At 63.2% G+C, this 25,289-nt stretch carries 22 protein-coding genes; 2 read left to right on the plus strand and 20 right to left on the minus strand.

The features are described from left to right. Window positions 1-28: 28 nt before the first annotated feature. The 11 genes from G8767_RS05960 to G8767_RS06010 form a co-directional block, all read right to left on the minus strand. The gene (locus tag G8767_RS05960) at window positions 29-931 is read right to left on the minus strand and encodes a NifU family protein (RefSeq protein ID WP_095970644.1); all 903 of its coding nucleotides are present in this window, start codon (window positions 929-931) and stop codon (window positions 29-31) included. A gap of 3 nt (window positions 932-934) precedes the next feature. Further along, window positions 935-2,728: a nickel-dependent hydrogenase large subunit gene (locus tag G8767_RS05965; RefSeq protein WP_124566238.1), complete on the minus strand. Its 1,794-nt coding sequence runs from the start codon at window positions 2,726-2,728 to the stop codon at window positions 935-937. Window positions 2,729-2,782: 54 nt separating this feature from the next. Further along, window positions 2,783-3,892: a hydrogenase expression protein HypE gene (locus G8767_RS05970; RefSeq protein WP_235172061.1), complete on the minus strand. Its 1,110-nt coding sequence runs from the start codon at window positions 3,890-3,892 to the stop codon at window positions 2,783-2,785. Window positions 3,893-4,083: 191 nt separating this feature from the next. Then, window positions 4,084-4,899: a hydrogenase nickel incorporation protein HypB gene (hypB, locus tag G8767_RS05975; protein WP_166809610.1), complete on the minus strand. Its 816-nt coding sequence runs from the start codon at window positions 4,897-4,899 to the stop codon at window positions 4,084-4,086. Between the two features lie 3 nt (window positions 4,900-4,902). Then, entirely contained in the window at window positions 4,903-5,232 is a 330-nt protein-coding gene (gene hypA / locus G8767_RS05980) for a hydrogenase maturation nickel metallochaperone HypA (RefSeq protein ID WP_095970748.1), read from the minus strand. A 159-nt stretch (window positions 5,233-5,391) separates the two neighbouring features. Further along, entirely contained in the window at window positions 5,392-7,017 is a 1,626-nt protein-coding gene (locus G8767_RS05985; protein WP_166809611.1) for a cutinase family protein, read from the minus strand. Window positions 7,018-7,198: 181 nt separating this feature from the next. Beyond that, entirely contained in the window at window positions 7,199-8,311 is a 1,113-nt protein-coding gene (locus tag G8767_RS05990; protein ID WP_206029038.1) for an alcohol dehydrogenase catalytic domain-containing protein, read from the minus strand. A gap of 28 nt (window positions 8,312-8,339) precedes the next feature. After that, on the minus strand, window positions 8,340-9,698 hold the full coding sequence (locus G8767_RS05995; RefSeq protein ID WP_003942169.1) for a pitrilysin family protein: 1,359 nt from the start codon (window positions 9,696-9,698) through the stop codon (window positions 8,340-8,342). A gap of 134 nt (window positions 9,699-9,832) precedes the next feature. Next, a complete protein-coding gene (locus G8767_RS06000) occupies window positions 9,833-12,103 on the minus strand; it encodes a polyribonucleotide nucleotidyltransferase (protein WP_166809613.1) in 2,271 nt (756 codons plus the stop codon). Window positions 12,104-12,533: 430 nt separating this feature from the next. Then, complete coding sequence (rpsO, locus tag G8767_RS06005; RefSeq protein WP_007735061.1) at window positions 12,534-12,803, minus strand: 30S ribosomal protein S15; 270 nt, start codon at window positions 12,801-12,803, stop codon at window positions 12,534-12,536. Between the two features lie 227 nt (window positions 12,804-13,030). Next, window positions 13,031-14,011, minus strand: a complete 981-nt coding sequence (locus G8767_RS06010; RefSeq protein WP_166809614.1) for a bifunctional riboflavin kinase/FAD synthetase — start codon at window positions 14,009-14,011, stop codon at window positions 13,031-13,033. Between the two features lie 117 nt (window positions 14,012-14,128). On the opposite strand from G8767_RS06010, the gene G8767_RS06015 reads away from it, so the two are divergent. Next, window positions 14,129-14,875, plus strand: a complete 747-nt coding sequence (locus G8767_RS06015; protein ID WP_095970650.1) for a metal-dependent transcriptional regulator — start codon at window positions 14,129-14,131, stop codon at window positions 14,873-14,875. A 10-nt stretch (window positions 14,876-14,885) separates the two neighbouring features. Here the strand turns inward: G8767_RS06015 and G8767_RS06020 are convergent, their stop codons facing one another. The 7 genes from G8767_RS06020 to rbfA form a co-directional block, all read right to left on the minus strand. Continuing rightward, a complete protein-coding gene (locus tag G8767_RS06020; protein ID WP_166809615.1) occupies window positions 14,886-15,362 on the minus strand; it encodes a GNAT family N-acetyltransferase in 477 nt (158 codons plus the stop codon). Then, window positions 15,359-16,279, minus strand: coding sequence for a tRNA pseudouridine(55) synthase TruB (truB, locus tag G8767_RS06025; protein ID WP_095970652.1), 921 nt, complete (start codon window positions 16,277-16,279; stop codon window positions 15,359-15,361). Before truB ends, G8767_RS06020 begins: the two co-directional genes overlap by 4 nt. Window positions 16,280-16,303: 24 nt before the next feature. Continuing rightward, complete coding sequence (locus tag G8767_RS06030) at window positions 16,304-16,963, minus strand: 4'-phosphopantetheinyl transferase (RefSeq protein WP_095970653.1); 660 nt, start codon at window positions 16,961-16,963, stop codon at window positions 16,304-16,306. A 13-nt stretch (window positions 16,964-16,976) separates the two neighbouring features. Further along, entirely contained in the window at window positions 16,977-17,900 is a 924-nt protein-coding gene (locus G8767_RS06035; RefSeq protein ID WP_003942180.1) for a metallophosphoesterase, read from the minus strand. Continuing rightward, window positions 17,885-19,222, minus strand: coding sequence for an MATE family efflux transporter (locus G8767_RS06040; protein ID WP_301179019.1), 1,338 nt, complete (start codon window positions 19,220-19,222; stop codon window positions 17,885-17,887). Before G8767_RS06040 ends, G8767_RS06035 begins: the two co-directional genes overlap by 16 nt. A gap of 76 nt (window positions 19,223-19,298) precedes the next feature. Next, window positions 19,299-20,291 (minus strand): bifunctional oligoribonuclease/PAP phosphatase NrnA, encoded by a 993-nt coding sequence (locus G8767_RS06045; RefSeq protein WP_095970656.1) that lies wholly within the window; start codon window positions 20,289-20,291, stop codon window positions 19,299-19,301. A gap of 12 nt (window positions 20,292-20,303) precedes the next feature. Beyond that, on the minus strand, window positions 20,304-20,783 hold the full coding sequence (gene rbfA / locus G8767_RS06050; RefSeq protein ID WP_095970657.1) for a 30S ribosome-binding factor RbfA: 480 nt from the start codon (window positions 20,781-20,783) through the stop codon (window positions 20,304-20,306). A gap of 187 nt (window positions 20,784-20,970) precedes the next feature. Here rbfA and G8767_RS06055 point away from each other — a divergent pair, with 187 nt between their 5' ends. Then, complete coding sequence (locus tag G8767_RS06055) at window positions 20,971-21,450, plus strand: hypothetical protein (RefSeq protein WP_029255181.1); 480 nt, start codon at window positions 20,971-20,973, stop codon at window positions 21,448-21,450. Window positions 21,451-21,915: 465 nt separating this feature from the next. Here G8767_RS06055 and G8767_RS06065 read toward each other — a convergent pair whose 3' ends face one another. Next, entirely contained in the window at window positions 21,916-22,206 is a 291-nt protein-coding gene (locus G8767_RS06065) for a DUF503 domain-containing protein (RefSeq protein WP_003942205.1), read from the minus strand. Between the two features lie 113 nt (window positions 22,207-22,319). Then, window positions 22,320-25,265, minus strand: a complete 2,946-nt coding sequence (gene infB, locus G8767_RS06070) for a translation initiation factor IF-2 (protein ID WP_030535614.1) — start codon at window positions 25,263-25,265, stop codon at window positions 22,320-22,322. Between the last annotated feature and the right edge of the window lie 24 nt (window positions 25,266-25,289).

Below are 25,289 nucleotides of genomic sequence, written 5' to 3' on the forward strand. Positions count from 1 at the left end.
GACTTTCATGACCGGTCTTCGTTCACGGCTAGGTCACCGGCAACACGGAATCGTCGGCGAGCGCGACCGAGAGAACTCCGTCGCGGATCAACACCGGCAGCGGCGCCAGGTGCTCCGAACCACCACCAACCCTCGCTCCCGCTCCGTACACGCTGAAGTGGGCAGAGCACGTCGGACAGGTAAGAACGGCGGCGTCTCGGGCAGGAACGCCCATCATGCGTTCGAGCACAGACCCCGCCATCGAGTGGTCGCAGACGGGACAACGGTCGCGATACGCGTACAGATCGTCACCGGAGCGGCAGACCAACAGTTCGGTACCCGATACCAGGAAGCCCGCGACCTCACCCGCGTCGACTTCGGCGAATTCGGGGACCTCCACCCAGTGCGCACCTCCCCCGTCGGCGTGTACGTGCGAGAACAGGGACTCGACCGAGATCACACCCGACTTCAGCTCGTGCGGGTCCGGTGTTTCGACGTCGATTCCGGTGGTCTCGGGTGCCGCAGCCTGCACCGCGTCCTGGACCGCGGTTTCGAGAGTCACCGACGACGAAGGACAACTGTTGCAGCTTCCGAGCAGACGTAGCCGCACGACTCCGTTCGCCACCTCGATCAGTTCGACGTCGCCGCCGTGCGAGCCGAGGTACGGACGCACGCTGTCGAGCGCAGCGCGTACGCGGGTCTCGACGTCGTGCGGGTGAAGTCCGTGCACGAGTAGCAGGCTCGACACCAGATCGTCGCGAACCATCGCATCCATCGTGGCCGGATCCGCCAGCGCGACGGTGCGTTCGAGCGCTGCGCCGTACAACTGCACGACCTCACGCACCAGTTGCTCGGCGCGATCGCGAGCCACCGGTCCCGCACCAGCACTGGCCTGCAACAACGTCTCGATGCGCTCACCTGCTCCGCGCCAGTAGTCGGCCGTTTGCTCCATCGATCACTCCCCGGTCACGGACTGCGTCGGCGAGTGCAGCTTCTCCAGGGTCTTGCCCCCGCCGAGATACATGTGAACCCCGCACGGCAGGCAGGGATCGAAACTACGCACCGTCCGCATGATGTCGATGCCCTTGAAGTGGTCTCGATCGTTCTCCTCGAAGATCGGCTGACCCTGCACAGCGTCCTCGTACGGACCGGGAGTTCCGTAACTGTCGCGCGGGCTCGCGTTCCACGGAGTCGGCGGGTACGGGTGATAGTTCGCGATCTTCCCGTCACGTATCACCATGTGATGAGAGAGAACTCCGCGGACGGCTTCGGTGAATCCGCATCCGATGCCCTCGTCCGGGACCTCGAACGACTCCCACGTCTTGGTCCGGCCGGCCCGGATCTCGACAAGCGCCTTCTCGGCGAAATGAAGGGCAGCCGCGGCTGCGTACGCCTGGAAATAGGTTCGCGCACGGTTTCTTTCGAGAGTATTGCTGCCGTGTTCCGGTATCTTCCACTCGAGCGAGACCGGACCTTTCAACGCTGTCTTCGGAAGATTGATCTTCACGCTGTGTCCAGTCGACTCGAGGTACCCGATGTCGACCAGGCCGGCAAGAGCGGTGCTCCACAGACGAGCCAACGCTCCCCCGCCGGTGTCCAGAGCGAGGTTGTCTTTTCCGTCGAACCATCGCGGTGACATCACCCAGCTGTACTTGTCCTCGAGGTTCCGCTTCTGCGGATGTGGGTTGGTGTGTTGATTCCACGGGTGCCGGCGATCGACCGGATTACCCAGCGGATCGGTTTCGACGAACATCTCCTGATCACTCCAGTCCTCGTAATACGAGGAGCCCAGCATGATTCGGATACCGAGATTGATGTCCACCAGGTCTGTGGTGACCAACTTCCCGTCGACCACGACGCCCGGAGTGACGAACATCTTCCGGCCCCAGTCGGTCATGTCCTTGTACGAGAAATTGCAGTATTCGGGGTCTTGGAACGATCCCCAACAACCCAGCAGGGTCCGTCGCAGACCGACCTTTTCGTAACCAGGCAGCGCCTCGTAGAAGAAGTCGAACAGGTCGTCGTGCATCGGCACGACCTTCTTCATGAATTCGACGTACCGCATCAGCCGCGACAGGTAGTCCGTCATCAGTTCGATCGTCGCGACCGTGCCCACGCCACCGGGATAGAGCGTCGACGGGTGGACGTGCCTGCCCTCCATCAGGCAGAACATTTCACGGGTCGAACGCGAGACTTGCAACGCCTCCCGATAGAACTCGCCCGTGAACGGATTGAGAGTCCGCATGATGTCGGCGATCGTGCGATAACCATGCTGGTCCTCGTGCGGACAGCGCGTGTTCTCTGCCTGCGCCAGCACCCCTGGATTCGTCTCGGAGACCATCTTCTCGCAGTAGTCGACCGCGACCAGATTCTCTTGAAAAATGTTGTGGTCGAACATGTACTCGGCCGCCTCGCCGAGATTGACGATCCACTCTCCCAGATGCGGCGGCTTGACACCGTACGCCATGTTCTGTGCGTAGCACGAGCATGTGGCGTGGTTGTCACCGCAGATGCCGCAGATACGACTGGTGATGAAATGCGCGTCGCGCGGGTCCTTCCCCTTCATGAACAGGGAATACCCACGAAAGATCGACGACGTGCTGTGGCACTCCACCACTTCGCGATTGGCGAAGTCGATCTTTGTGTAGATACCCAGACTGCCGACGATTCGGGTGATGGGGTCCCACGCCATCTCGACAAGACCGTCGCGGTCCGCAGTCGAGGTGGGTTCGGGAACGATGGCCGTCATTGCAGTGCCTCCCAGAGACGTTGCTCACGAACTGATTTGAATGTATCCGGTCGGTCACCACGTACGTGTCGCACCGGTGAGCAACTTCGACCCGCGCTCGCGCCAGTGCGGTTCCTTGTCCAACGTGTGACCGGTGATCCGGCGCAGACTGTGGATCACGGACCCGTACATTCCCACCGCATTGGTGGAGAGTTTGCCGCCAGGTGGTTCATCCATGAACGGCATGAATTTGTCCGGGAATCCCGGCATCGTGCAACCGATACAGATCCCGCCGACATTAGGACATCCGCCGACTCCGTTGATCCAACCGCGTTTGGGGACATTGCATTTCACGACCGGTCCCCAACACCCCAGCTTGACGATGCACTTCGGTGACCCGTACTCCGTCGCGAACTCGCCCTGCTCGTAGTACCCGCCACGGTCACAGCCCTCGTGAACGGTGGCACCGAAAAGCCACTGCGGGCGCAGGGATTCGTCCAAGGGAATCATCGGCGCCTGATCAGTGGCCATGTACAGAAGGTAAGTCAGGGTCTCGGAGAGGTTGTCCGGCTGGATGGGACACCCGGGAACGCACACGATCGGGATGCCCGCCTTCGATTTCCAGGTCCACCCGAGATAGTCCGGCACTCCCATAGCACCGGTCGGATTGCCGGCCATCGCATGTATGCCGCCGTAGGTTGCGCACGTGCCGACCGCGACTACCGCAGTGGCTTTCGGTGCCAGCTTGTCGAGCCACTCGCTCGTGGTGACCGGTTGGCCGGTTTCGCGATTGTTCCCGAAGCCACACCAGTACCCTTCGTCGTGGAGTTTCTCGTTCGGTATAGATCCTTCGACGACGAGAACGAAGGGTTCCAATTCTCCCCGGTCAGCTTTCCAGAACCATTCCAGGAAATCGTCGGCTCCACCCTGCGGTCCGCATTCGAAGTCGATGAGCGGCCAATGGACCGCTACCTGAGGCAGGCCAGGCAACGCACCGAGTGCGATCTCCTCGATACTGGGTTGCGTAGCGGCAGTCAGTGCCACCGAATCACCGTCGCAACTGAGACCGGCATTGATCCACAGCACGTGAATCAGCGTTTCTTCCGCTTTGGCTGCTGCGCTTTGGGGGGTTACAGCGGAGGCAGGTTCCGCCGTGGTGCCAGCAGTCGATTTTTGTGTGTCCATGTCAGCCGCTTTCACGGGTGCACTTGCGCCTGATTCTCGGCGCCGCCACCGGCCTGACACGCTGGGGCCTCAAAACTCTGTGGCCTCGCTGTGGTCTCGAAACACCGCGGCACCGAAACGCTGACGCCACCGGAGTCGAACCTCGGCCCACTTGCGTGGCACCCACTCATTTCATTAACTACCCGAGCAGATCAGTTGTCAACGGCCACCGGAGAAATCGCCGAACGACTACCGATCCACTCGTACCACTCGTCCATGCCCTCACCTGTCGTGGCGGACAGAACAACTACGCGCACAGCAGGATTGAGCATTCTTGCTTGCGCGATGCAGGCATCGACGTCGAACTCGACGTACGGGAGCAAGTCGATCTTGTTGATCACCACGAGATCCGCGACGGCAAAGATGTGCGGGTACTTTTTCGGCTTGTCGACCCCCTCCGGCGTCGAAATTAGGACAACCTTGCCTTCCTCGCCCAGGTCGAAGAGCGCGGGGCACACCAGGTTTCCGACGTTTTCGATCAGAAGCAGCGAGCCGTCTGGCGGATCCAAAGCCCGTAGTGCGTGATCGATCATCTCGGCATCGAGATGACATCCGGCCCCGGTGTTCACCTGGACCACCGACGCACCGGTTTCGTGAATCCGCTCGGCGTCGAGCCGGGTTTCCTGGTCACCTTCGATCACTGCGATAGGTCGTTCCCGTGTCAGTTCCCGGATCGTTCGTGCCAGCAACGTCGTCTTACCCGCGCCGGGCGAACTCATGATGTTGAGTGCTGTGATTCCGCGGACCCGCATCCACTCACGATTGTGCAGTGCAATGCCGTCGTTCTTGGCAAGCACCTGCTGCTCGAGAAGCACAGTGTGCTCCGAGTGACCGTGCTGATGGTCATGCCCGTGCCCGTGACCGTGACCGTGTTCCTGCTCGTGACCGTCTTCCTGCTCGTGCTGTCCCTCTTCGACCACCGACACCCGCGGTCCCGCGGTGTCCCCGCACCCACACGTCGCGCACATATCTCAGCTCACTTCCATCGAGAGGATCCGCAGCTCTCGGCCGGCAAGCACCTCGACATCAGCACTGCCGCACCCGCACAACAAGAACATGTCGGGCGGCGAGAACGTCACGCCACAGCTTTTGCATCGCGCGCTGGTTGCAATCTGATCGATGTGCAAGCTGGCACCTTCGGCGTGAGTACCCGCAGTGACGACGTCGAAGCAGAACAACAGAGAGTGTGGAACCACCGCGCAGAGTTGTCCGACTTCCAGCCGCACGCTCGATACTCGTCGCTCGCCGGCACGCTCACACACGGCTTCGACCACACTCTGCGCAATAGACAGCTCGTGCACGGTGAAACCCACGATTCGTGATCCGGAAACCTTCCTTCCACGATAAGCACCACCAGTCGCCGTACGGAACCCGTACACCAAAACAGGCTGCGATCCGCAACTGATTGCGGATCGCAGCCTGTGACAGCGTTATTCGTGTGACGAACGGAAACCTCTCGGCTAGCCGGCTGCAGCTTGTGTCGTCGTTGATGTTGCCGTTGTCGTGGTAGCGGCGGGCGGTGCACTCGACTCGACTGAAGTCGACGGCGTCACGGTTGAAGTCACACTCGGCGTCGCGGCCGGAGCAACGGCTGACGTCGTCGGAGCCGCGGGTGCCGGTGCTGCAGATTCCGACCCTGCGGGTGCGGGTTGCACCGCTGCGACCGTGGTTGTGGTGGGCTTTGCCGAGTCCGTAACCGAAGGCGAAGCAGCCAAGGCATCGATTGCATCCGCCATCTCTTCTGCGGTCGGCTTCGCCGACGAATCGACCGGTTTGCCGTCCTGCGCCTGCTTGGCCAGATAGGTCAGCCACGCCGCTGCGTACTCCGCTGATGTCAGGGGCTTGCCGTTTGCAGCATCCGAATCGCGCCAGTAGTCGAAGTGGTGACCGACATCCGGGCCCAGGGTCAGGCCGTACGGATCGTTCATGACTACGGGGATGGTGTTCTGGTTCGTGGCGATGAGGCCGACGATTTCCTTGAACAGCTTCTGCGGCAGGTACGCCAACGGTGATACTTCTTCAGTGGAAACCGAGTCCTTTGCGACTGGCTCGGTGGTGGGCTCGCTCGGCTTGTATGCCGGGTCGGACACCTTCAGCAAGACATCGAGGAAGGTTTCGTCGCTCTGCATCCAGGCGGGATTGCCCGAGATGTCGTTGAACGCATCGAACATCACACGTCCCATCACGACCGCGATATCCATGCCGGTGGCGGGCGTCAGATTCTGAGCTTGCAACTGGTCGACGTTGAGCTGCCGACCGACGTTTGCCGCCAGGATCAGGAGTGAAATGTTCGCGGGGGCTGCGCAAGTGAGGTCGCCGTCAGAGCAGAACGAGGCAATCTTGCCTTTCAGTGCCCCGAAATCTCCGCTGGTGCCTGGAAGTGCCCCGGATCCGGAAGCGGTGTTCTTTCCGTTCTGATATTTCTCGTTGAAACCATTCGGGTTCGAGTACGGGTTCTCGGCACCGGGGAACGGCCCCTCGCCCGCGAGTCGACCAGCGTCGGCGAAGATGACCACACCGACGACGTTGTCCGGATTGATGCCGGAAGTACTCGCCTCCGAGCCGATGTCCATCGCGACGCGGCGCACGACGTCAGCGCCCTCGCTGTAGCCGACAATCGAGAACTTCGTGTTCGGGCAGGCCGCGCTGATTGCCTTCATCACAGCGCGGGTATTGTCCGCGCCCGTCGTCACGGCCTCTTCGTAACTGTCCATGTTTGCGGGGTACGCGATGTAGACCGAGGCGTACGAGCCGTCCTTGACCGAACCGGCAGGCGCCTTGAGTACCGGGTCCACCCAGTGGCTGCTGTAGTCGTCTGTGAGCGCCGCCGGGAGGAGCGTCTTCCCATCGGCACCAACGAGCATCTTCGTCGTGCCCTCGACCGGAGTGTCACCGCGACCGGCGACACCGATCCCGACCGTGTCGTGACACTCGGTGACAGACGCGGTCAACTCGGTCTCGATCGTCTGTGATTGCGGAGAATCCACAGCGACCGCGACCGCCACCAACGCGGCCACGCCGAGCGCTGCGGGCGCTACAGCACCCGCCAGTATTCGATGTCGCGAAAAGAACCCACGAACCGGCATATCTTCTCCCCAATCAACTTTTGGAAAACGTACGACCGACCCCCGGGGCGTCACGCAACGTCATTCGAGTAGTCGTCCAGTACGAGAGGAGCGTTACAAGGGGTAACGATTTTCCGCGGCGACTCGGGAGGCTATCGGGGACGCAAACCTCTCATTTCCGCTGCATAAAAGCAACGTGCGCCTACTCCGCGTCGAAGATAATGACCTGTCGGATTGCTTTTCCGTCGGCGAGTTCGTCCATGCCGGAATTGATGTCGGCCAGTTCGATTCGCGAGGAGATGAGCTTCTCGACCGGAAGCTTCCCGTCCCGCCACAATTGCGCGTAGATCGGGATGTCGCGGGCCGGGACCGCGGATCCGAGGTAGCTGCCGATGATGGTCCGCGCTTCGGCAACCAACCCGAGAGGCGAGATCGACGAACGCGCATCAGGTGCAGGCAACCCCACTGTGACGGTCGTGCCGCCCGGTGCCGTCGCAGCCACCGCAGTCTCGAAGGCCCGAGCATTTCCGGCGGCCTCGACGACGATGTCCGCACGGACGCCACTCTCGGACAGTCCGGACGGTGTGAAGACCTCGGTCGCGCCCAGTTCCAGGGCCTGGGCCAACTTCGACTCCAGTGCGTCGACGCCGATGACGGTCTCGACCCCGAGTGCGCGCGCCGTCAGGATTGCGGCCATCCCGACTCCGCCCAAGCCGACCACCATCACCGTGTCGGCAGGGCGAGGCTTGGCCGCGTTGAGCAGCGCTCCCCCTCCCGTCAACACCGCGCAACCGAGTACGGCTGCGATCTCGGCCGGGATGTCGTCGTCGACGGCAACAACCGACTTGGCGTTGACCACCGCATGCGTCGCGAAACCTGAAACACCGAGGTGATGTTTGACGTTCTCGCCGGAGCGTCGCAGTCGTTGCGCGCCACCGAGCAAACTGCCCTCGTTGTTGGCGGCACTACCCACCGTGCACGGCATCCGGCCGTCGGCGGCGCATCCCGCGCACTCACCACACCGCGGAAGGAACGTCATCACGACGCGGGTACCGACCGACAGTGAATCGACTCCTTCGCCGAGTTCGAGGATCCGACCAGCTGCCTCGTGCCCCAACAACATCGGTACGGGTCGTACACGATTCCCGTCGACGACGGACAGGTCGGAGTGACAAAGCCCCGCAGCTTCGATCTTGACGAGGATCTCACCCGGACCCGGGGATTCGAGATCGAGTTCCGAAATCGAAATAGGAGTCGACTCCGCAAAGGGACGCTCCCGGCCGATCTCTTCGAGCACTGCACCACGGATCTTCAACTGCACACCCCGATTTCGATTGTTCGAGCTACTTACCCACGATCCCGCGTACCGACGCGGGGAGGTCACGAACACGCTTGTACGGTCCTACGACGGCGGCCGCAAACGGCCTCGTCAAGAGCACCTGCGCCACCTCGAGCACCTCTTCGGAGGTGACTGCGTCGATGGTCGCGAGCGTCTGCGCGACACTGCGATGGTTGCCGTAGTTCAGTTCACTGCGACCGATACGGTTCATACGTGAGCCCGAATCTTCCAGTGCCAGAACCAATCCGCCGCGCAGCGATCCCTTGGCGCGGGCGATCTCGGCATCGGTGATTCCGTCCGTCGCAACGTTTGCGAGTACCTCGCGGATCACTGTGGCAACCTCACCGAGGTTCTCCGGCTGGCAACCGGCGTATACGGAGAACGCTCCGGTGTCCGCGAAGGTGTCGACGCCGGAATAGACGGAGTACGCAAGCCCACGCTTCTCCCGAATCTCTTGGAAGAGACGAGAACTCAGCCCGCCACCCACTGCGGCGTTGAGAACCGACAGCGCCCAGCGATGACCCTCGTGCCGACCGAAGGCGCGTACTCCCAGCGCAAGATGGACCTGCTCGCTGTCGCGGTGGGTCAAGCTCAGTTCAGGCATCGTGCGCAATCGCAAAGTGCCCTCGCGCCGCGGCGCCGGCTTGACTCCACGCTCGAGGTGCCCGGCAAATGCGCGCCGAGCGAGCGTCACAACCTGCTTGTGGTCGACGTTGCCCGCTACGGCCAGCACCATCCGCTGCGGCGTGTAACGCCGAACATGGAAGGAATGCAACTGATTGCGCGACATCGACTCGATCGATTCGACGCTGCCGATGATCGGACGACCGACGGGATGATCACCGAACAACGCGGTCAGAAACGCGTCGCCGAGCAGATCCTCCGGATCGTCGTCGCGCATCGCGATCTCTTCGAGCACTACTTGGCGCTCGACATCGACGTCCGCAGTTCTGCAACGCCCGCGCAGTACGACGTCGGCAACGAGGTCCACCGCCATGGGAAGGTCGTCGTCGATCACGTGCGCGTAGAAACAGGTGTGTTCCTTCGACGTGAATGCATTGAGTTCGCCGCCCACACCATCCATGACCTGCGCGATGTCCAACGCAGTCCGTGACGGCGTCGACTTGAACAGCAGGTGCTCGAGAAAGTGCGCGGCCCCGGCCACACTCGGCTGCTCGTCTCGGGAGCCGACCCCGACCCACACACCGACGGAGGCAGAACGCACACCGGGAATGAACTCGGTGACGACGCGCAGGCCGCCGGGAAGGACCGTGCGCTGCACTCCGGATTCGGGAGTCGCATCGATCGGCGATTTCAGCACAGCGCTGCGGCTGCGCGTGGTGTTGGGAGTGGTCTTTGCCATGAAAAGGTTCAGCAGTCCTCGGTGCAAGTGTTGTAACAGGTACGTACAGGCTCGTGTCTACGTGTCTACAGACAGTACAGATGCGGCCCCGCACGGAAATCCGCGCGGGGCCGCATCAGAGTACGAAGTGAGATCTACTCGGAAGCAGCCTCGTCGGCGACCGGAGCGGCAGCCTCGTCGTTGCCCTCTTCGACCGGGATCAGCGAGATCTTGCCACGTGCATCGATGTCGGCGATCTCGACGCGGATCTTGGATCCGACGTTGACCACGTCTTCGACCTTGGCAATGCGCTTACCGCTGCCCAGCTTCGAGATGTGCACCAGTCCGTCGCGTCCCGGCAGGAGCGAAACGAAGGCACCGAAGGCGGTGGTCTTGACGACCGTGCCCAGGAACCGCTCGCCGACCTTGGGGAGCTGCGGGTTGGCAATGGCGTTGATCATGTCGATCGCGGCCTGTGCAGACGGTCCATCGGTGGCGCCGACGAACACGGTGCCGTCGTCTTCGATGGAGATGTTGGCACCGGTCTGCTCGGTGATGGAGTTGATCATCTTGCCCTTGGGGCCGATGACCTCACCGATCTTGTCGACGGGGACCTTGATGGCCGTCACGCGGGGAGCGAACGGGCTCATCTCGTCCGGGGTGTCGATGGCTTCCGCCATGACCTCGAGGATCGTGGTCCGTGCATCCTTCGCCTGCGAGAGTGCACCGGCGAGAACCTGCGACGGGATGCCGTCGAGCTTCGTGTCCAGCTGCAGGGCCGTGACGAAGTCCTTGGTACCTGCGACCTTGAAGTCCATGTCACCGAAGGCGTCTTCGGCGCCGAGGATGTCGGTCAGAGCGACGTAGCGGGTTTCACCGTCGACCTGGTCGGAGACCAGGCCCATGGCGATACCGGCAACCGGAGCACGCAGCGGCACACCGGCGTTGAGCAGTGCGAGCGTGGAAGCACACACCGAGCCCATCGAGGTGGAACCGTTGGAGCTCAGAGCCTCGGAGACCTGGCGAATCGCGTACGGGAACTCTTCGACGCTGGGCAGAACCGGCATGAGAGCGCGCTCGGCAAGTGCACCGTGACCGATTTCGCGACGCTTCGGCGAACCGACGCGACCCGTCTCACCGGTGGAGTACGGCGGGAAGTTGTAATGATGCATGTAGCGCTTGGTGGTCTCGGGGCCGAGCGAGTCGACCTGCTGAGCCATCTTGACCATGTCGAGAGTGGTGACACCCAGGATCTGGGTCTCGCCGCGCTCGAACAGCGCGGAGCCGTGTGCGCGCGGGATGATCGCGACCTCGGCGGACAGCGAACGGATGTCCGTGACGCCGCGACCGTCGATGCGGAACTGATCGCGCAGGATGCGCTGGCGAACCAGCTTCTTGGTGAGCGAGCGGAACGCAGCTCCCAGTTCCTTCTCGCGGCCCTCGAAGTTCGGTGCAACCTGCTCGAGAACCTCGACCTTGACCTCGTCGGTCTTGTCGTCGCGTTCCTGCTTGCCGGCGATTGTCAGTGCGGCATTGAGCTTTTCGGACGCAGCAGCCTCGACGGCAGCAAATACGTCGTCCTGGTACGCCGGGAAGACCGGGTAGTCACCCGTGGGCTTTGCAGCCTTGGATGCCAGCGCTGCCTGTGCGGCACACAGGCGTGCGATGAACGGCTTGGCGGCCTCGAGGCCCTCGGCGACGATGGCCTCGGTCGGTGCCTGAGCGCCGTCGGCGATCTTCGCGATGACGTTGTCGGTGGCCTCGGCCTCGACCATCATGATCGCGACGTCGGCGTTGTCACCGCTACCGGAGACGACGCGGCCGGCGACGACCATGTCGAAGACGGCGTTCTCGAGCTGATCGACCGTCGGGAATGCAACCCACTGGCCGGCCTTGTTGTCCTCGGAGACGATGAGTGCAACACGCACGCCACCGACGGGTCCGGAGAACGGCAGGCCCGCGATCTGCGTCGACGCGGAAGCGGCGTTGATGGCCACGACGTCGTACAGATCCTGCGGGTTGAGGCTCATGACCGTGACGACGACCTGGATCTCGTTACGGAGACCGTCGACGAACGACGGGCGCAGCGGCCGGTCGATGAGGCGGCAGGTCAGGATCGCGTCGGTGGAGGGGCGTCCCTCACGACGGAAGAACGAGCCGGGGATGCGGCCCGCCGCGTACATACGCTCTTCGACGTCCACCGTCAGGGGGAAGAAGTCGAAGTGCTCCTTGGGGTGCTTGCTGGCGCTCGTGGCGGACAGCAGCATGGTCTCGTCGTCCAGGTAAGCGACGACGGCGCCGGCGGCCTGCTGAGCAAGGCGTCCGGTCTCGAAACGGATGGTGCGGGTACCGAAGGACCCGTTGTCGATCACGGCGGTGGATTCGAACACGCCTTCGTCGACCTCTACTACGGAATTCTCTGTCATTCTTTTCTCTTCACTTCCCTCTCGTCTTCGCCGTACCCGCGCGGGCGTTTCCACCCTCCTGGTGGAAACTGCGCACCGAGGGACGTCCCCCTCTTGAATTGCAGACGCTCCTTGCGATGCGAGCGATTTCTGCTTCGGGACGTCACGACGTTCGGGCGGCCGTCGATCGAAGTCCGCCGGAGCTTTCGGGCACTCGCCCGGTCCGGAGAACCACTACCGACAACCGACACCACGTTCTCTGGTGCATACGGTGTGCTGACTGCGCACTGCACAAAGACAACTGTGCATAGCGCCGACAGCGGAAACTGCCTTGCGGCAGCTAACGCCGAAAGCCAGCGAAGCCCAGTATATGCGTGGCTTCGCCGGCTATCGGAGTGTTCGGCAAACCGAAGCCTGCCGTGTTGCTTTCGATCAGCGTCGTGAGAAAAATCTAGCGACGCAGGCCGAGACGCTCGATGAGCGTGCGGTAGCGAGCGACGTCAGTCTTTGCCACGTACTTCAGCAGACGACGACGACGACCGACCATCAAGAGCAGTCCACGACGTGAGTGGTGGTCATGCTTGTGGGTCTTGAGGTGCTCGGTGAGATCGGTGATGCGCTTGGTGAGCATTGCCACCTGAGCTTCGGGCGATCCCGTGTCGGTCTCGTGCAAGCCGTACTCGCCGAGAACGGCCTTCTTTTCTTCCGTGGTCAATGCCACTTGATTCACTCCTGTGATGACGTTTGCGTGAAAGGAACTAGATCGGGCGCGGCCACCGCAAACCGCAGCACGCACCGAGAGAAGATCCTACCAGCAGCAATGAGGCACTTTCGCCCACCTGCAGCGAATGTGGCCGCCGCCACTAGAGCAGGACGAACTCAGCCAACGCTGCGCTCTGCGCTCAACCAACGCTGGGTTACACGCTCAACCAACGCTGCGCTCTGCGCTCAACCAACGCTGCGCTCTGCATCCTCGCTCAGGATTTCGCGTGCGCGGTCGACATCCCGGTTCATCGCCGCGATGAGCGACTCGATCGAGTCGAACTTTTCCATCCCGCGAATCCTCGAAACCAGGTCTACCGCGACGTGTTGGCCGTACAGGTCGGCTTCGGTGTCGAGAACGTAAGCCTCGACGGTCCGGGTCCGTCCGGAGAAGGTCGGATTGGTACCGACAGACACGGCGGCTTGGTATCGACGTCCGGGAACGACAGTTCCGAGTTCCTCGCCGGCACCGAGCACCGTGAACCACGCCGCGTACACACCGTCCGCCGGAATGGCCGAAAACATCGGCGGCGCAACGTTGGCCGTCGGGAATCCCAACTCACGTCCGCGCTTGTCACCGTGCACGACTACACCTTCGACACGATGCGGACGGCCGAGAGCTTCGGTAGCCGCTTCCATGTCACCTGCGTCGACGCACGAGCGGATGTAGGTCGACGAGAACGTCACCGCATGCTCGGCGAGTAGCTGGACGCCGTCGACGGCAAAGCCGAAGCGAGCGCCCATCTCACGGAGAAGATCGACGTTGCCGAGAGCCTTCTTGCCGAAGGTGAAGTTGTCCCCCACCACCACCTCGGCGACATGCAGACGTTCGACGAGAATTTCGTGGACGTAGCGCTCCGGCGTCAGCTTCATGAAATCAGCGGTGAACGGCATCACGCAGAACACGTCGATGCCCAGATCCTGCGCCAGTTCTGCACGCCGTTGGAGCGTCGTCAACTGGGCCGGATGACTACCCGGCCGCACAACCTCCATGGGATGCGGGTCGAACGTCATCAACACGCTCGGAACACCGCGTATGCGGGCAGCGGTTACCGCTCTCGCTATCAATTGGGCATGCCCACGATGCACACCGTCGAACACACCGATAGTGAGCACACAACGACCCCAATCGGCCGGAACTTCGTCGAGACCACGCCATCTCAGCACGATTGGCAGCCTACGGGTCCACTGGCGGCGGGTCACGTCGGGACCCGCCCATCGAATCACCGCTGTGCTGCCGCTCACGTACGGAAGTTCCGGATTTCGTAGCCTAAGCTAAGCGTTGTGGCAGCTCACAAGACCGGAACCTCGGAAGCATCATCGACGCCGGATGGCGACAGCACTTCGGCGCACGACGCGGCAATCGACACGCTCGCACTCTCGTCGGTGGCTCAGGACTACCTCAAGGTCATCTGGACGATCCAGGAGTGGTCTCACGAGCGTGTATCCACCAAGCTCCTTTCCGAGAAGATGAACGTCTCGGCCTCGACGGTGTCGGAGGCGATCCGCAAACTCTCGGACCAGGGCCTGGTCGATCACGCCCGCTACGGTTCCATCGCGCTGACGGACAGTGGCCGCGCCGCGGCTGTGTCCATGGTCCGGCGCCACCGGTTGATCGAGACCTATCTGGTACAGGAACTCGGGTACGGCTGGGACGAGGTCCACGACGAAGCCGAAGTCCTCGAACATGCCGTTTCGGATTTGATGATCTCCCGGATGGACGCCAAACTCGGCTTCCCCGAACGCGACCCGCACGGGGACCCCATTCCCGCCACGGATGGTTCGGTACCGACTCCCCCGGCCCGCCAGCTCAGCGACTTCGCCAACGGCGAACGGGGTCGCGTTGCCCGGATCTCCGATTCCGATCCCGAAATGCTCCGGTACTTCGATTCCGTCGGCGTCAGTCTCGATGTCGAGATCACTGTCGAGGAGCGCCGCGATTTCGCCGGGACCGTGTCCGTTCGACTCGGCGACAGTCCCAACACCATCGACCTGGGAAGCCCAGTCGCTCAAGCAATTTGGCTCGTGTAGTCACAGTCGTTCAGAGCGGCAGCCGGTACCGTCGTTCCACGGGCCGGACGCCGTCTGCCCGCGTCCAGTCGGCAAGTCTCTCGTCGACGTACACCCAGCCTCGACGCTCGTACAGCGCGATCGCCGGAAGAGCGTCGGCGACGACGTCGAGCACCAGTCCCAACCGACGGTCGACGGCAAAATCCGTCACGGCGTCGAGTAGCGCACCGCTGAGGCCGCTTCCGCGTGAACCGGGATGAACGAACAGTCGCGACACGGCTACCGTGCCCGCAGTCGCGGGCGCACTTCCGAGCGAGCTGTCGAGGGCGACATGGCCGACAACACGGCCGTGACTCTCACCGACCCACGCCTTCACCAGAGTTGGCGAACTGAGCCAACGTCGTGGGATCTGCGGCCATGTGTCCGGATACCCGTCGCGCTCGTGAACCTGCGCCAGCGCATCGACGCAACCGTCGAGGTCGCTTTCGACACGCTCGCGGACGATCATCCGCGTAGCGTCGCCGGCCGCACGACCATCACCGAACTGGCGCGTCGTCCCTTCTCCTGCAAGAGCGCGATCGTGTGACCCGTGGGATCGATGGCCGCACAGATCCCCTTCATCCCGATCGGCTCGAGCCAACGACCCTGACTGATCGCCTCGGCTTCCTCCGCCGTGATCTGTCGATGTGGAAAGGCCGTCTGCGCGGCCTGATCGATGTCGAGGCTCACACCCGGCTGTTCTGCGAGATCTTCGAGCGTGCGCGCGTGTTCGAGAGTGAACGGCCCGACGCGAGTGCGGCGCAATGCCGTCAAATGACCACCGACGCCCAACTCACGACCGAGATCGCGCGCCAGCGAACGGATGTACGTTCCGGACGAGCATTCCACCTCGACATCCAGATCGACGAAGCCTCCCGGGACATCTCGCCGAGCCAGAACGTCGAAAGTCGACACCGTCACCGGGCGCGGCGCCAACTCGACGGTTTCTCCCGCGCGCACCAGAGCATGCGCGCGCTGACCGTCGACCTTGATGGCGCTCACGCTTGCCGGGATCTGCTTGATGTCTCCGGTCAACGTCGCCACGATCGCAGCGATCTCCTCGTCCGTCACCCCCGAGGCATCTGCAGATGTCAGGACCTCGCCCTCGGCGTCGTCCGTATCCGTCGCTGCGCCGAGTCGAATGGTCGCCGAGTACGCCTTGGTGGTCAGTGCCAGGAGACCGAGTAACTTGGTCGCACGCTCGACGCCGAGAACGAGAACACCGGTCGCCATGGGATCGAGCGTTCCGGCGTGTCCCACCTTGCGGGTGTTCAACAACTTGCGGCATCGCGCGACCACGTCGTGGCTGGTGATACCCGCCTCTTTGTCGACGATCAGGATTCCGGCGCCGACAAGACCGGAGGAAGGCTTTTCACGAGCTGACACGTGTGTCGATTCTGCCAGTCGCGCTCACTGCACCGAAATTGCCGTCAGGATGAGCCCGTCCGACACCAACCACCTGCCGTCGAAAGAGGTGAGCGGCGGACCGGACGTCGCCTCACCGGGGACGAGCAGACGCGAAGTGAAGGTCCCGGAAGTTTCCGACTCCGCCTCGAAGGTGATGTGGGCGTCCTCGAACCCCAACCATCGGCCGGTGAGCGGGAACCACGCCTTGTAGGTGGCTTCCTTCGCGCAGAAGAGCACTCGGTCCCAGTGCACCGGACCGCCGGTTGTCTGAGCGCCCAGCCACGTTCGTTCCGCTTCGATGCTGACCGCGGGCAATACCCCGTCCGGCAGTGGACCGTGCGGTTCGGCGTCGATCCCGAGTGAGCGGACCTGCATGGAGTACGCCAGCACAGCGCCGCGGTAGCCGTCGCAATGCGCGAGGCTCCCGACCACTCCCTGCGGCCACAGCGGGGCGCCACGCTCGCCGCGCATGACTGCGGCAGACGGAACACCGAGCTTGCCCATCGCCTGACGCGCGAGATGCCGAGTAGTCACGAATTCGCGACGACGCTTCTCGACGGCACGGCCGATCAACGCCTCCTCGCTGGGGTGCGGAACCAGACCGGGCGGATCGACGAAGGCCTCGGCCGTCGCGACTCCACCGGGGAGAATCTGTTCGATCACGTAGCGATACCTCTCAGCGTCCGGCGCGCATGCGCTCGACTTCGGCTTCCTGCTCCGGCGTGACCTTGAAGTGGCCACCCCACTTGTTGAGCGTTCCCGGCGGGTACTCCGGAACGGGAAGAATCTGACGTAACAGCTTCTCCGGCAGTCCGCGCCGACGCCATTCGCGCGGGTATCCGAGTGAAACTTCCTCGAAGCGGACGCCGTCGTAGTAGGTGGTTCGAGGAATGTGCAGGTGCCCGTACACCGAGCACACCGCGTTGTACTTGACGTGCCAGTCGGCGGTCGCGGTGGTTCCGCACCACAATGCGAACTCCGGATACATGAGCACGTCAGTCGGCTGCCGGACCATCGGGAAATGGTTCACGAGAACGGTTTTCGTGCCTTCGGGAAGTGCGTCCAGCCGTGCCTGGGTGTACTCGATCCTCGCGCGGCACCACGCGTCGCGCGTCGCATACGGCTGAGGTGAAAGTAGGAACTCGTCGGTGGCGACGACGTTCTTGTCCCGCGCGATCTCGAGCCCGTGTTCCTTGTCCCGCGCACCTTCCGGCAGGAAGGAGTAGTCGTAGAGAAGGAACATCGGGACGACCGTGACCGGGCCCTCGTCTCCCTCCCACACCGGGAACGGGTCCTCGGGTGTGATGACGTCGAGTTCGCGGCACATGTTAACCAGGTACTCGTACCGCGGCGCTCCGTGAATCTGAACCGGATCCTTGGCGGTCGTCCACAGTTCATGGTTTCCCGGAATCCAGATGACTTTTGCGAATCTGCTTCGCAGGAGCTTCAAAGCCCACCGGATGTCGTCCGTCTTCTCCGAGACGTCACCGGCGAGGATGAGCCAGTCGTCAGGCGAATCCGGAAACAGCTCTTCCGTCATCGGCTTGTTGCCGTTGTGACCGACGTGAATGTCGCTCACCGCCATCAACTTTGCTGCCACAATCCCTCTGCTTCCTCAGTTGAACTTCCGCGCCTCGCCGTCGCCGGACCTGTCACGGCCCACTTGCCGGAAAACGCTCGCCACGACACCGCGACCATCCGAAGTACTACGAACACGGTAAGCCCTGCCCAAATTCCGGCCAGCCCCCAGTCGTAGGCGAGGGAGAGCCAGATCGCGGGCAGAAACCCGAGAACTGCGCAGAGCATGGTCGCGTTGCGTAGGAACACCACGTCGCCGGCACCGAGCAGAACACCGTCGAGGGCGAACACAATTCCCGCGACCGGCATGATCGCGACGAAGAACCACCACGCGATCGACATTTGACCGAGCACCTCGGCGTCGGACGTGAAGAGACCGGGGATCACGGAGTGGCCGGCAGCGAAGAAGATCGCGAGCACCACGGCGAAAACCGTCGACCACGCGGTGATCCGCCAGGTCATCCTCTTCGCCGCGGCTGCGTACCCACCGCCGAGTGCTGCTCCGATGAGCGTCTGAGCTGCGATCGCCAAGGAATCGAGAAGGAGCGAAACCAGGTTCCACAGTTGGAGGACAACTTGATGTGCACCGACGACAGCTGCACCGAACCTCGACGCCACCGCGGCCGCCGAGACGAAACAAGCTTGGAACGCGAGGCTGCGCAGAATCAGGTCACGGCCCATCAGCATCTGCGCCCGCATGATCGCAAAATGTGGTCGAGCCGAGACCGGTTCACGAAAGAGCGCCCAGGCGAACAGAACACCCGAAACACTCTGGCCCACCAGATTCGCGACAGCCGATCCTTCGAGTTCCATTCGGGGAGCACCGAGCAATCCGTGCACCAGAATCGGGCACAACACCGCAGAAATACCCAGGCCGACAAGGACGAACCGCAGCGGTCGCACCGTGTTCTGAACGCCGCGCATCCAGCCGTTTCCGGCCAGGGCTACCAGGATGAGCGGAACACCCAATACCGCTATCCGAAGCCAACTTTCCGCAGCCGCGGCGATGTCGGGAGTACCGGCCACCGCTGACGTCAACGGGCCCGCGATCACCTGCACGATCACTACCAAGGCCAAGCCGATCGCGGCTGCCAGCCAGGTCGCCTGAACGCCCTCGCCCACCGCGTCGCGCTCGCGGCCCGCTCCGTGCAGCCGCGCGGCGCGCGCCGTCGTGCCGTACGACAAGAAGGTCAGCTGCGTACTCACCAACGACAGGATCAGACCACCGACCGCCAACCCGGCCAGCGGAAGCGCCCCGAGTCGGCCGACGACGGCGATGTCGAACAACAGATAGAGGGGTTCAGCCGCCAGCACCCCGAGTGCCGGAAACGCCAGGGAAAAGATTCGTCGTCCAGTGACGTCGAACTCAGCTGCCGAAGATCTCGCCGAGGTGGCGTCAGATTCGCTCAATGCCGCGGATTCAGCCGAGTGCCGCGACGAGCGCGGCAACAATCTCGTCGCTGGACGTGGTCGACGTGTATCCGGCCGACAGCCGATGCCCGCCGCCACCGAGACTTTCAGCGACCGCCGACACGTCGATCGCCGACTTTGCACGCAACGAGATCGACCAGCTTCCGGAAACCGACTCTTTGAGTACAGCGGCAACTTCGGCTTCCGAAGTGGTTCGCACGATATCGACGACGCTCTCGATCTCCTCGGAGCGAAGATCGCCGATGTCACTGCGTCGAATCACTGCGTACACCAGCCCACGGCCGGCGGCGGCGTCCGGAATCAACACAGCGGACCCGAGTACCGAACCCAGCATCGGCAACCACCCGAACGGATGGGTGTCGAGCAGCTTTCGCGCAATCGCGTCGCCGTCGATGCCCGTCGCCAGCAAACGCGCCGCGAGCACATGTGGAAGCGGACCTCCCCACCGGAAGGAGCCGGTGTCGGTGACCAGTCCGGCATAGAGACAGTGCGCGATATCGCGATCGATCGCGACTCCCCACGCATCGAAGAATCGTGCGATGAGTGCCGTCGTCGAAGCCGCGGTTTCGTCGACCACGTTGATGGTTCCGAACTCCGAATTGGAGCGATGGTGATCGAGAACGATCGTGCGACGTGCGCCGGTGAGTCGACTCGCCAACTCACCGAGCCGCCCCTCGCTCCCGACGTCCACGGTCACCAGCACATCGACGTTTTCCCGAACGTCGATGGGAGCCACGAGCAGGTGCACACCGGGGAAATCACGCATCGACTCGGGCAGCGCCGACGGCCGGCTGAACGCGACCTGAACCGAAACTCCCCGACGCTCGAGGACGAGGCCGAGTGCAAGTCCACTACCGATCGTGTCCGCATCCGGCTGCACGTGGCAGAGAATCGTCACCGAGTGTGCTGCTTCGAGCACCTCGGCCACCTGAGCGAATTTCGCCGCGCAGGGGTCGACGTCCGAAAGTGCGGTGATCGTCATTCTCGGTGCGCGTCAGTCGGCTTCACGAACATCTGGAGACGCCGCGTCTTCGTCCGCAGCCACTCGCGGTTCCTTGTACGGATCTGCATCTCCGGCGGGCTGTGCGTTCTCACGAGCCTTGGCGACCTCGTCGTCGGCGGCCTTGGCCCGGGCCAACAGCTCTTCCATATGACGCGCGGTGTCGGGAACGGTATCGGCGACGAAGGTCAGAGTCGGAGTGAACCGGACTCCGGTTCCGGCGCCGACCTTCGAGCGCAGAACACCCTTGGCCTTCTCCAGACCCGCAGCGGCAGCTTCCACGTCGGGCGCGGAATCGACCTTCTCACCCATAACGGTGTAGTACACCGTCGCGTCGTGCAGATCATTGGTGACCTTGGTGTCCGTGATGGTGACGAATGCGAGCCGCGGATCCTTGATCTCGTGATCGATCGCCGTCGCGACGATGGTTCCGATACGCTTTGCCAGCTTGCGTGCCCGGGCTGGATCTACCATGACTGTCAGTCTCCTCTACCTGGCCACTCGAATCGAGGTGACTCGATCGATCAAAGTTCTGGTTAACAAGAATTATTACCGACAACAGTCTCGTCCATCGGCTACCCGGCAACCAAATCACCATCCACCCGCGCCTGCCGGACCCACAGCACAGACCGATCGGCCTTTTGTTGGTAACGTCCGGTCGATGACGCGATCAAGAATCACCGCATCGATAATTTCCGGAGGACTCGTTGCGACTGCACTACTTTGCTCGCCGGCAATCGCGTCGGCCGACCACAGCGAGTTCACACCGCTTCCATTGACATATTCGTTGGGAAGGAACAACACCCTTCCTTGTAGCGGACAACTCACGGGCTACGTCCAAACCCCGCACGACCGTCCAGGCATTGCAGTCGTTTCAGTCTCCTGGACTTCCTTTTTCGACAGCCCGTGTTCGATCACCGCCTACGTCAACTATTCGAACCGCGACACTCGCACCGGTGGAACCAGAGCAATCGACTTGACGCACATCTCTGACGGATCCGGTTCGCTGCGGGGTGAATCGAGCCGCCAGATATCCATTGAGGTCGGGTCGGGCAACGCGGGCCTCAATCTGACCAGCGAATCGCTCACATCAACCTTGATCGATCCGGGCGCGTCTACCGTGCGCTTCGTAGTGGCATGAAGTAGTGCGCCGCCTACAGGGAGGTCCTCGCCAAGGGCGCCCCGCGAATCACGCGCTTCCGGACCGGATCTGAGTCGGCTCACCCGTCGTCGATCCCTCGGGCAACAACGTCATCTTCATTCAGCGTGACGAACCCGAAGACGTCGAATACGGCGATCGAAGTCGCTGAAAGGGTTGCCGACAACGCACAGATTTCTTCGGGAATTCAGAAGCGACGATCACCCGGCCGCTCGGGTTTTGGACGTTGGCCTACTTCGATTCCCCGACGCAGGCGCGGACCGGGTGAAAGCGCTGACCGCTCCTGTCAAGATCGGCGTTGCACAGAGTGGAACCGAGATTGCGCGGAAAATACGCGACGCGGCCGACACAGTCGCACTTGGTCCCGTAGACGCCTAATCCCTTGCCAACCAACTCGTTTCGGTACGCCGTCTCGAGGAGCGGCTCACCGACACCGACCAGTGACACTCAGTCTTCCGGGCCGAAGATTCGCCTTCGCACAGCCAGCAACTGAATCTCCGGACGCTCGGCCACCGCCCGCTCACAATGATCGAGAACATCGTGCAGGTGATCGACGGACGAACTCACCACACCGACGCCCACGAGCGCTCGACGCAGGCGTCCCTGCTCCCCCGCCTCCGCTGCACTCACACCGAATCGACGAAGTTCCGTCAGGATCGGCGACAACATCGAACGCTTTTCCTTGAGTGAGTGGACATCACCGAAAAGGATGTCGAACTCCAGTGCCCCTACAAACATTTTCCCCCTAGACAGAGCCGAATGGACCCTTCCGGACTTGTATGTTCAAGTCCGGAAGAGTCCATGTCAGCTAGTACTCACGTGCGTCCGCCCCAACGCCCGTGTCGACATAATCAGTCGCGCGGCTTCTCGCGAAGCTCGTAGCACTCGAGAACGTCACCGATCTTGATATCGGAGTAGGTGACGGTCAAACCACATTCGTAGCCCTCGCGAACCTCGGTGGCGTCTTCCTTCTCCCGCTTGAGCGAGGAGATGGTGACCGTCTCGGCGATGACCTTGCTGTCGCGGATGAGACGTGCCTTGGCGTTGCGACGGATGCTGCCCGAGGTGACCAAGCAACCGGCAATGTTGCCGATCTTGGACGAACGGAACATGGCGCGAATCTCTGCCTTGCCCAGCTCGACCTCTTCGTACACCGGCTTGAGCAGGCCCTTGAGTGCCTTCTCGACCTCGTCGATGGCCTGGTAGATCACCGAGTAGTAGCGAATGTCGACGCCCTCGCGGTTCGCCAGCTCCGTTGCCTTGCCTTCGGCGCGGACGTTGAAGCCGATGATGATCGCGTTGGACGCAGCAGCCAGGTTGACGTTGGTTTCCGTGATGCCACCGACACCGCGGTCGATGACGCGCAACTGCACCTCGTCGTCGATCGGAATGCCCAGGAGAGCCTCTTCGAGAGCCTCCACGGTTCCCGAGTTGTCACCCTTGAGAATCAAGTTCAGCTGCGAATGTTCCTTCAGAGCTGCATCGAGATCGTCGAGGCTGATGCGCTTACGACTCTTCGCTGCAAGCGCGTTGCGCTTACGTGCGTTGCGACGGTCCGCGATCTGGCGAGCGATACGGTCCTCGTCGACCACGAGCAGGTTGTCGCCTGCACCGGGGACCGACGTGAAGCCGATGACCTGGACCGGACGTGAAGGCAGTGCCTCGTGGACGTCCTGACCGTGCTCGTCCACCATGCGGCGGACGCGGCCGTAAGCGTCACCGGCAACGATCGAGTCGCCAACCCGCAGCGTTCCGCGCTGAATGAGCACGGTAGCGACGGGGCCGCGGCCACGGTCGAGGTGCGCCTCGATGGCAACACCCTGAGCGTCCATGTCCGGGTTGGCGCGCAGATCCAGGGAAGCATCGGCCGTCAACAGCACTGCTTCGAGCAGTGCGTCGATGTTGAGACCCTGCTTCGCCGAGATGTCGACGAACATGGTGTCTCCGCCGTATTCCTCGGCCACCAGTCCGTACTCGGTGAGCTGCTGCCGGATCTTGTCCGGGTTCGCGCCTTCCTTGTCGATCTTGTTCACCGCGACCACGATCGGCACGTCGGCCGCCTGGGCGTGGTTGATCGCTTCCACCGTCTGCGGCATGACGCCGTCGTCGGCTGCGACGACAAGGATCGCGAGGTCGGTGGCCTTGGCACCACGAGCACGCATGGCCGTGAAGGCCTCGTGACCCGGGGTGTCGATGAACGTCACGAGACGCTCGTTGCCCTCGAGCTCGGTCAGCACCTGGTAGGCACCGATGTGCTGCGTGATGCCGCCGGCTTCGCCCTCACGGACATTCGCCTTACGGATCACGTCGAGCAGACGGGTCTTACCGTGGTCGACGTGGCCCATGACGGTGACCACAGGCGGACGGGACTCGAGGTCCTCTTCTCCGCCGGCGTCCTCGCCGTAGGTGAGGTCGAAGCTGTCGAGCAGCTCGCGATCCTCGTCCTCCGGGCTGACGACCTGCACGACGTAGTTCATTTCGCCGCCGAGCAGCTCCAGCGTCTCGTCGTTGACCGACTGAGTTGCCGTGACCATCTCACCGAGGTTGAACAACGCCTGCACGAGTGCTGCGGGGTTCGCATCGATCTTGTCCGCGAAGTCCGACAGCGATGCGCCGCGAGCGAGACGGATGGTCTCGCCGTTGCCGCGTGGCAGCCTGACGCCGCCGACTGCGGGAGCCTGCATGCTTTCGTACTCGGCGCGCTTCGCCCGCTTCGACTTACGTCCACGGCGAACTGCTCCACCGGGACGACCGAATGCACCTGCCGCTGCGCCGCGCTGACCGGGACGGCCACCGCCGCCGGGACGACCGCGGAATCCACCGGCCGGAGCTGCTCCACCGGGAGCACCTGCACCAGCACCGGCGCCGGGAGCGCCGCCGCCGCGGTATCCACCGCCGCCGCCACCCGGACGACCACCGGGAGCGCCACCGGGACGACCCGGACGTCCGCCGCCACCTGGCGCGGGACGAGCGGAACGAGCAGGCATTGCACCCGGGTTCGGGCGAGGAGGCATGGAGCCGGGGCTCGGGCGAGGTCCGCCCTGACCTGCAGGCGGACGAGGTCCACCCTGGCCGGGAGCCGGACGGGGACCGCCCTGACCCGGAGCCGGACGAGGTCCACCCTGGCCGGGAGCCGGACGGGGACCGCCCTGACCCGGAGCCGGACGAGAACCGCCCTGGCCTGCACCCGGACGCGGTGCACCGGGAGCGGGACGAGGTGCCGGACGCTCGGCGGGAGCCGAGGAGTACGGGTTGTTACCGACGCGAGGTGCCTTCGGTCCCGGACGCGGTCCGCCGGGCTTTGCGCCGGTGGACGGTGCTGCCGGAGCCGCGGGGGCTGCCGGAGCCGACGCTGCGGGCGCAGCCGGAGCCGGACGTGCCGGCTGTGCTGGTTTCGGAGCGTTGAACGTCGGGGTGGGGACCGGCGCCGACGGTGCTGCCGGAGCAGCAGCTGCGGGAGCCGCGGGGGCTGCCGGTGCCGGAGCTGCGGGAGCCGCCGGTGCGGGTGCGGCCGGCTTGGGGCCGGGACGCGGGGCACCGGGCTTTGCGGCTGACGGCGACGGTGCGCCTGGCTTTGCCGCGGGCCGAGCCGCCGGAGCGGCTGCGCCGGTCTCGGACTTGGTTTCTGCTCCGCCTGCCGACGGGAATGACTCCCGCAGACGACGGGCGACGGGCGCCTCCACTGTGGATGACGCAGACTTCACGAACTCGCCTTGCTCCTTGAGCGTTGCGAGTAGTTCCTTGCTGGTGACACCGAGTTCTTTAGCCAACTCGTGCACGCGGGCCTTGCCTGCCACTGCTCTCCTCACTGATGAGGTCGA

Origin of the sequence: Rhodococcus sp. IC4_135 (assembly GCF_011602025.1) — a bacterium.
Lineage (GTDB): Bacteria > Actinomycetota > Actinomycetes > Mycobacteriales > Mycobacteriaceae > Rhodococcus_F > Rhodococcus_F baikonurensis.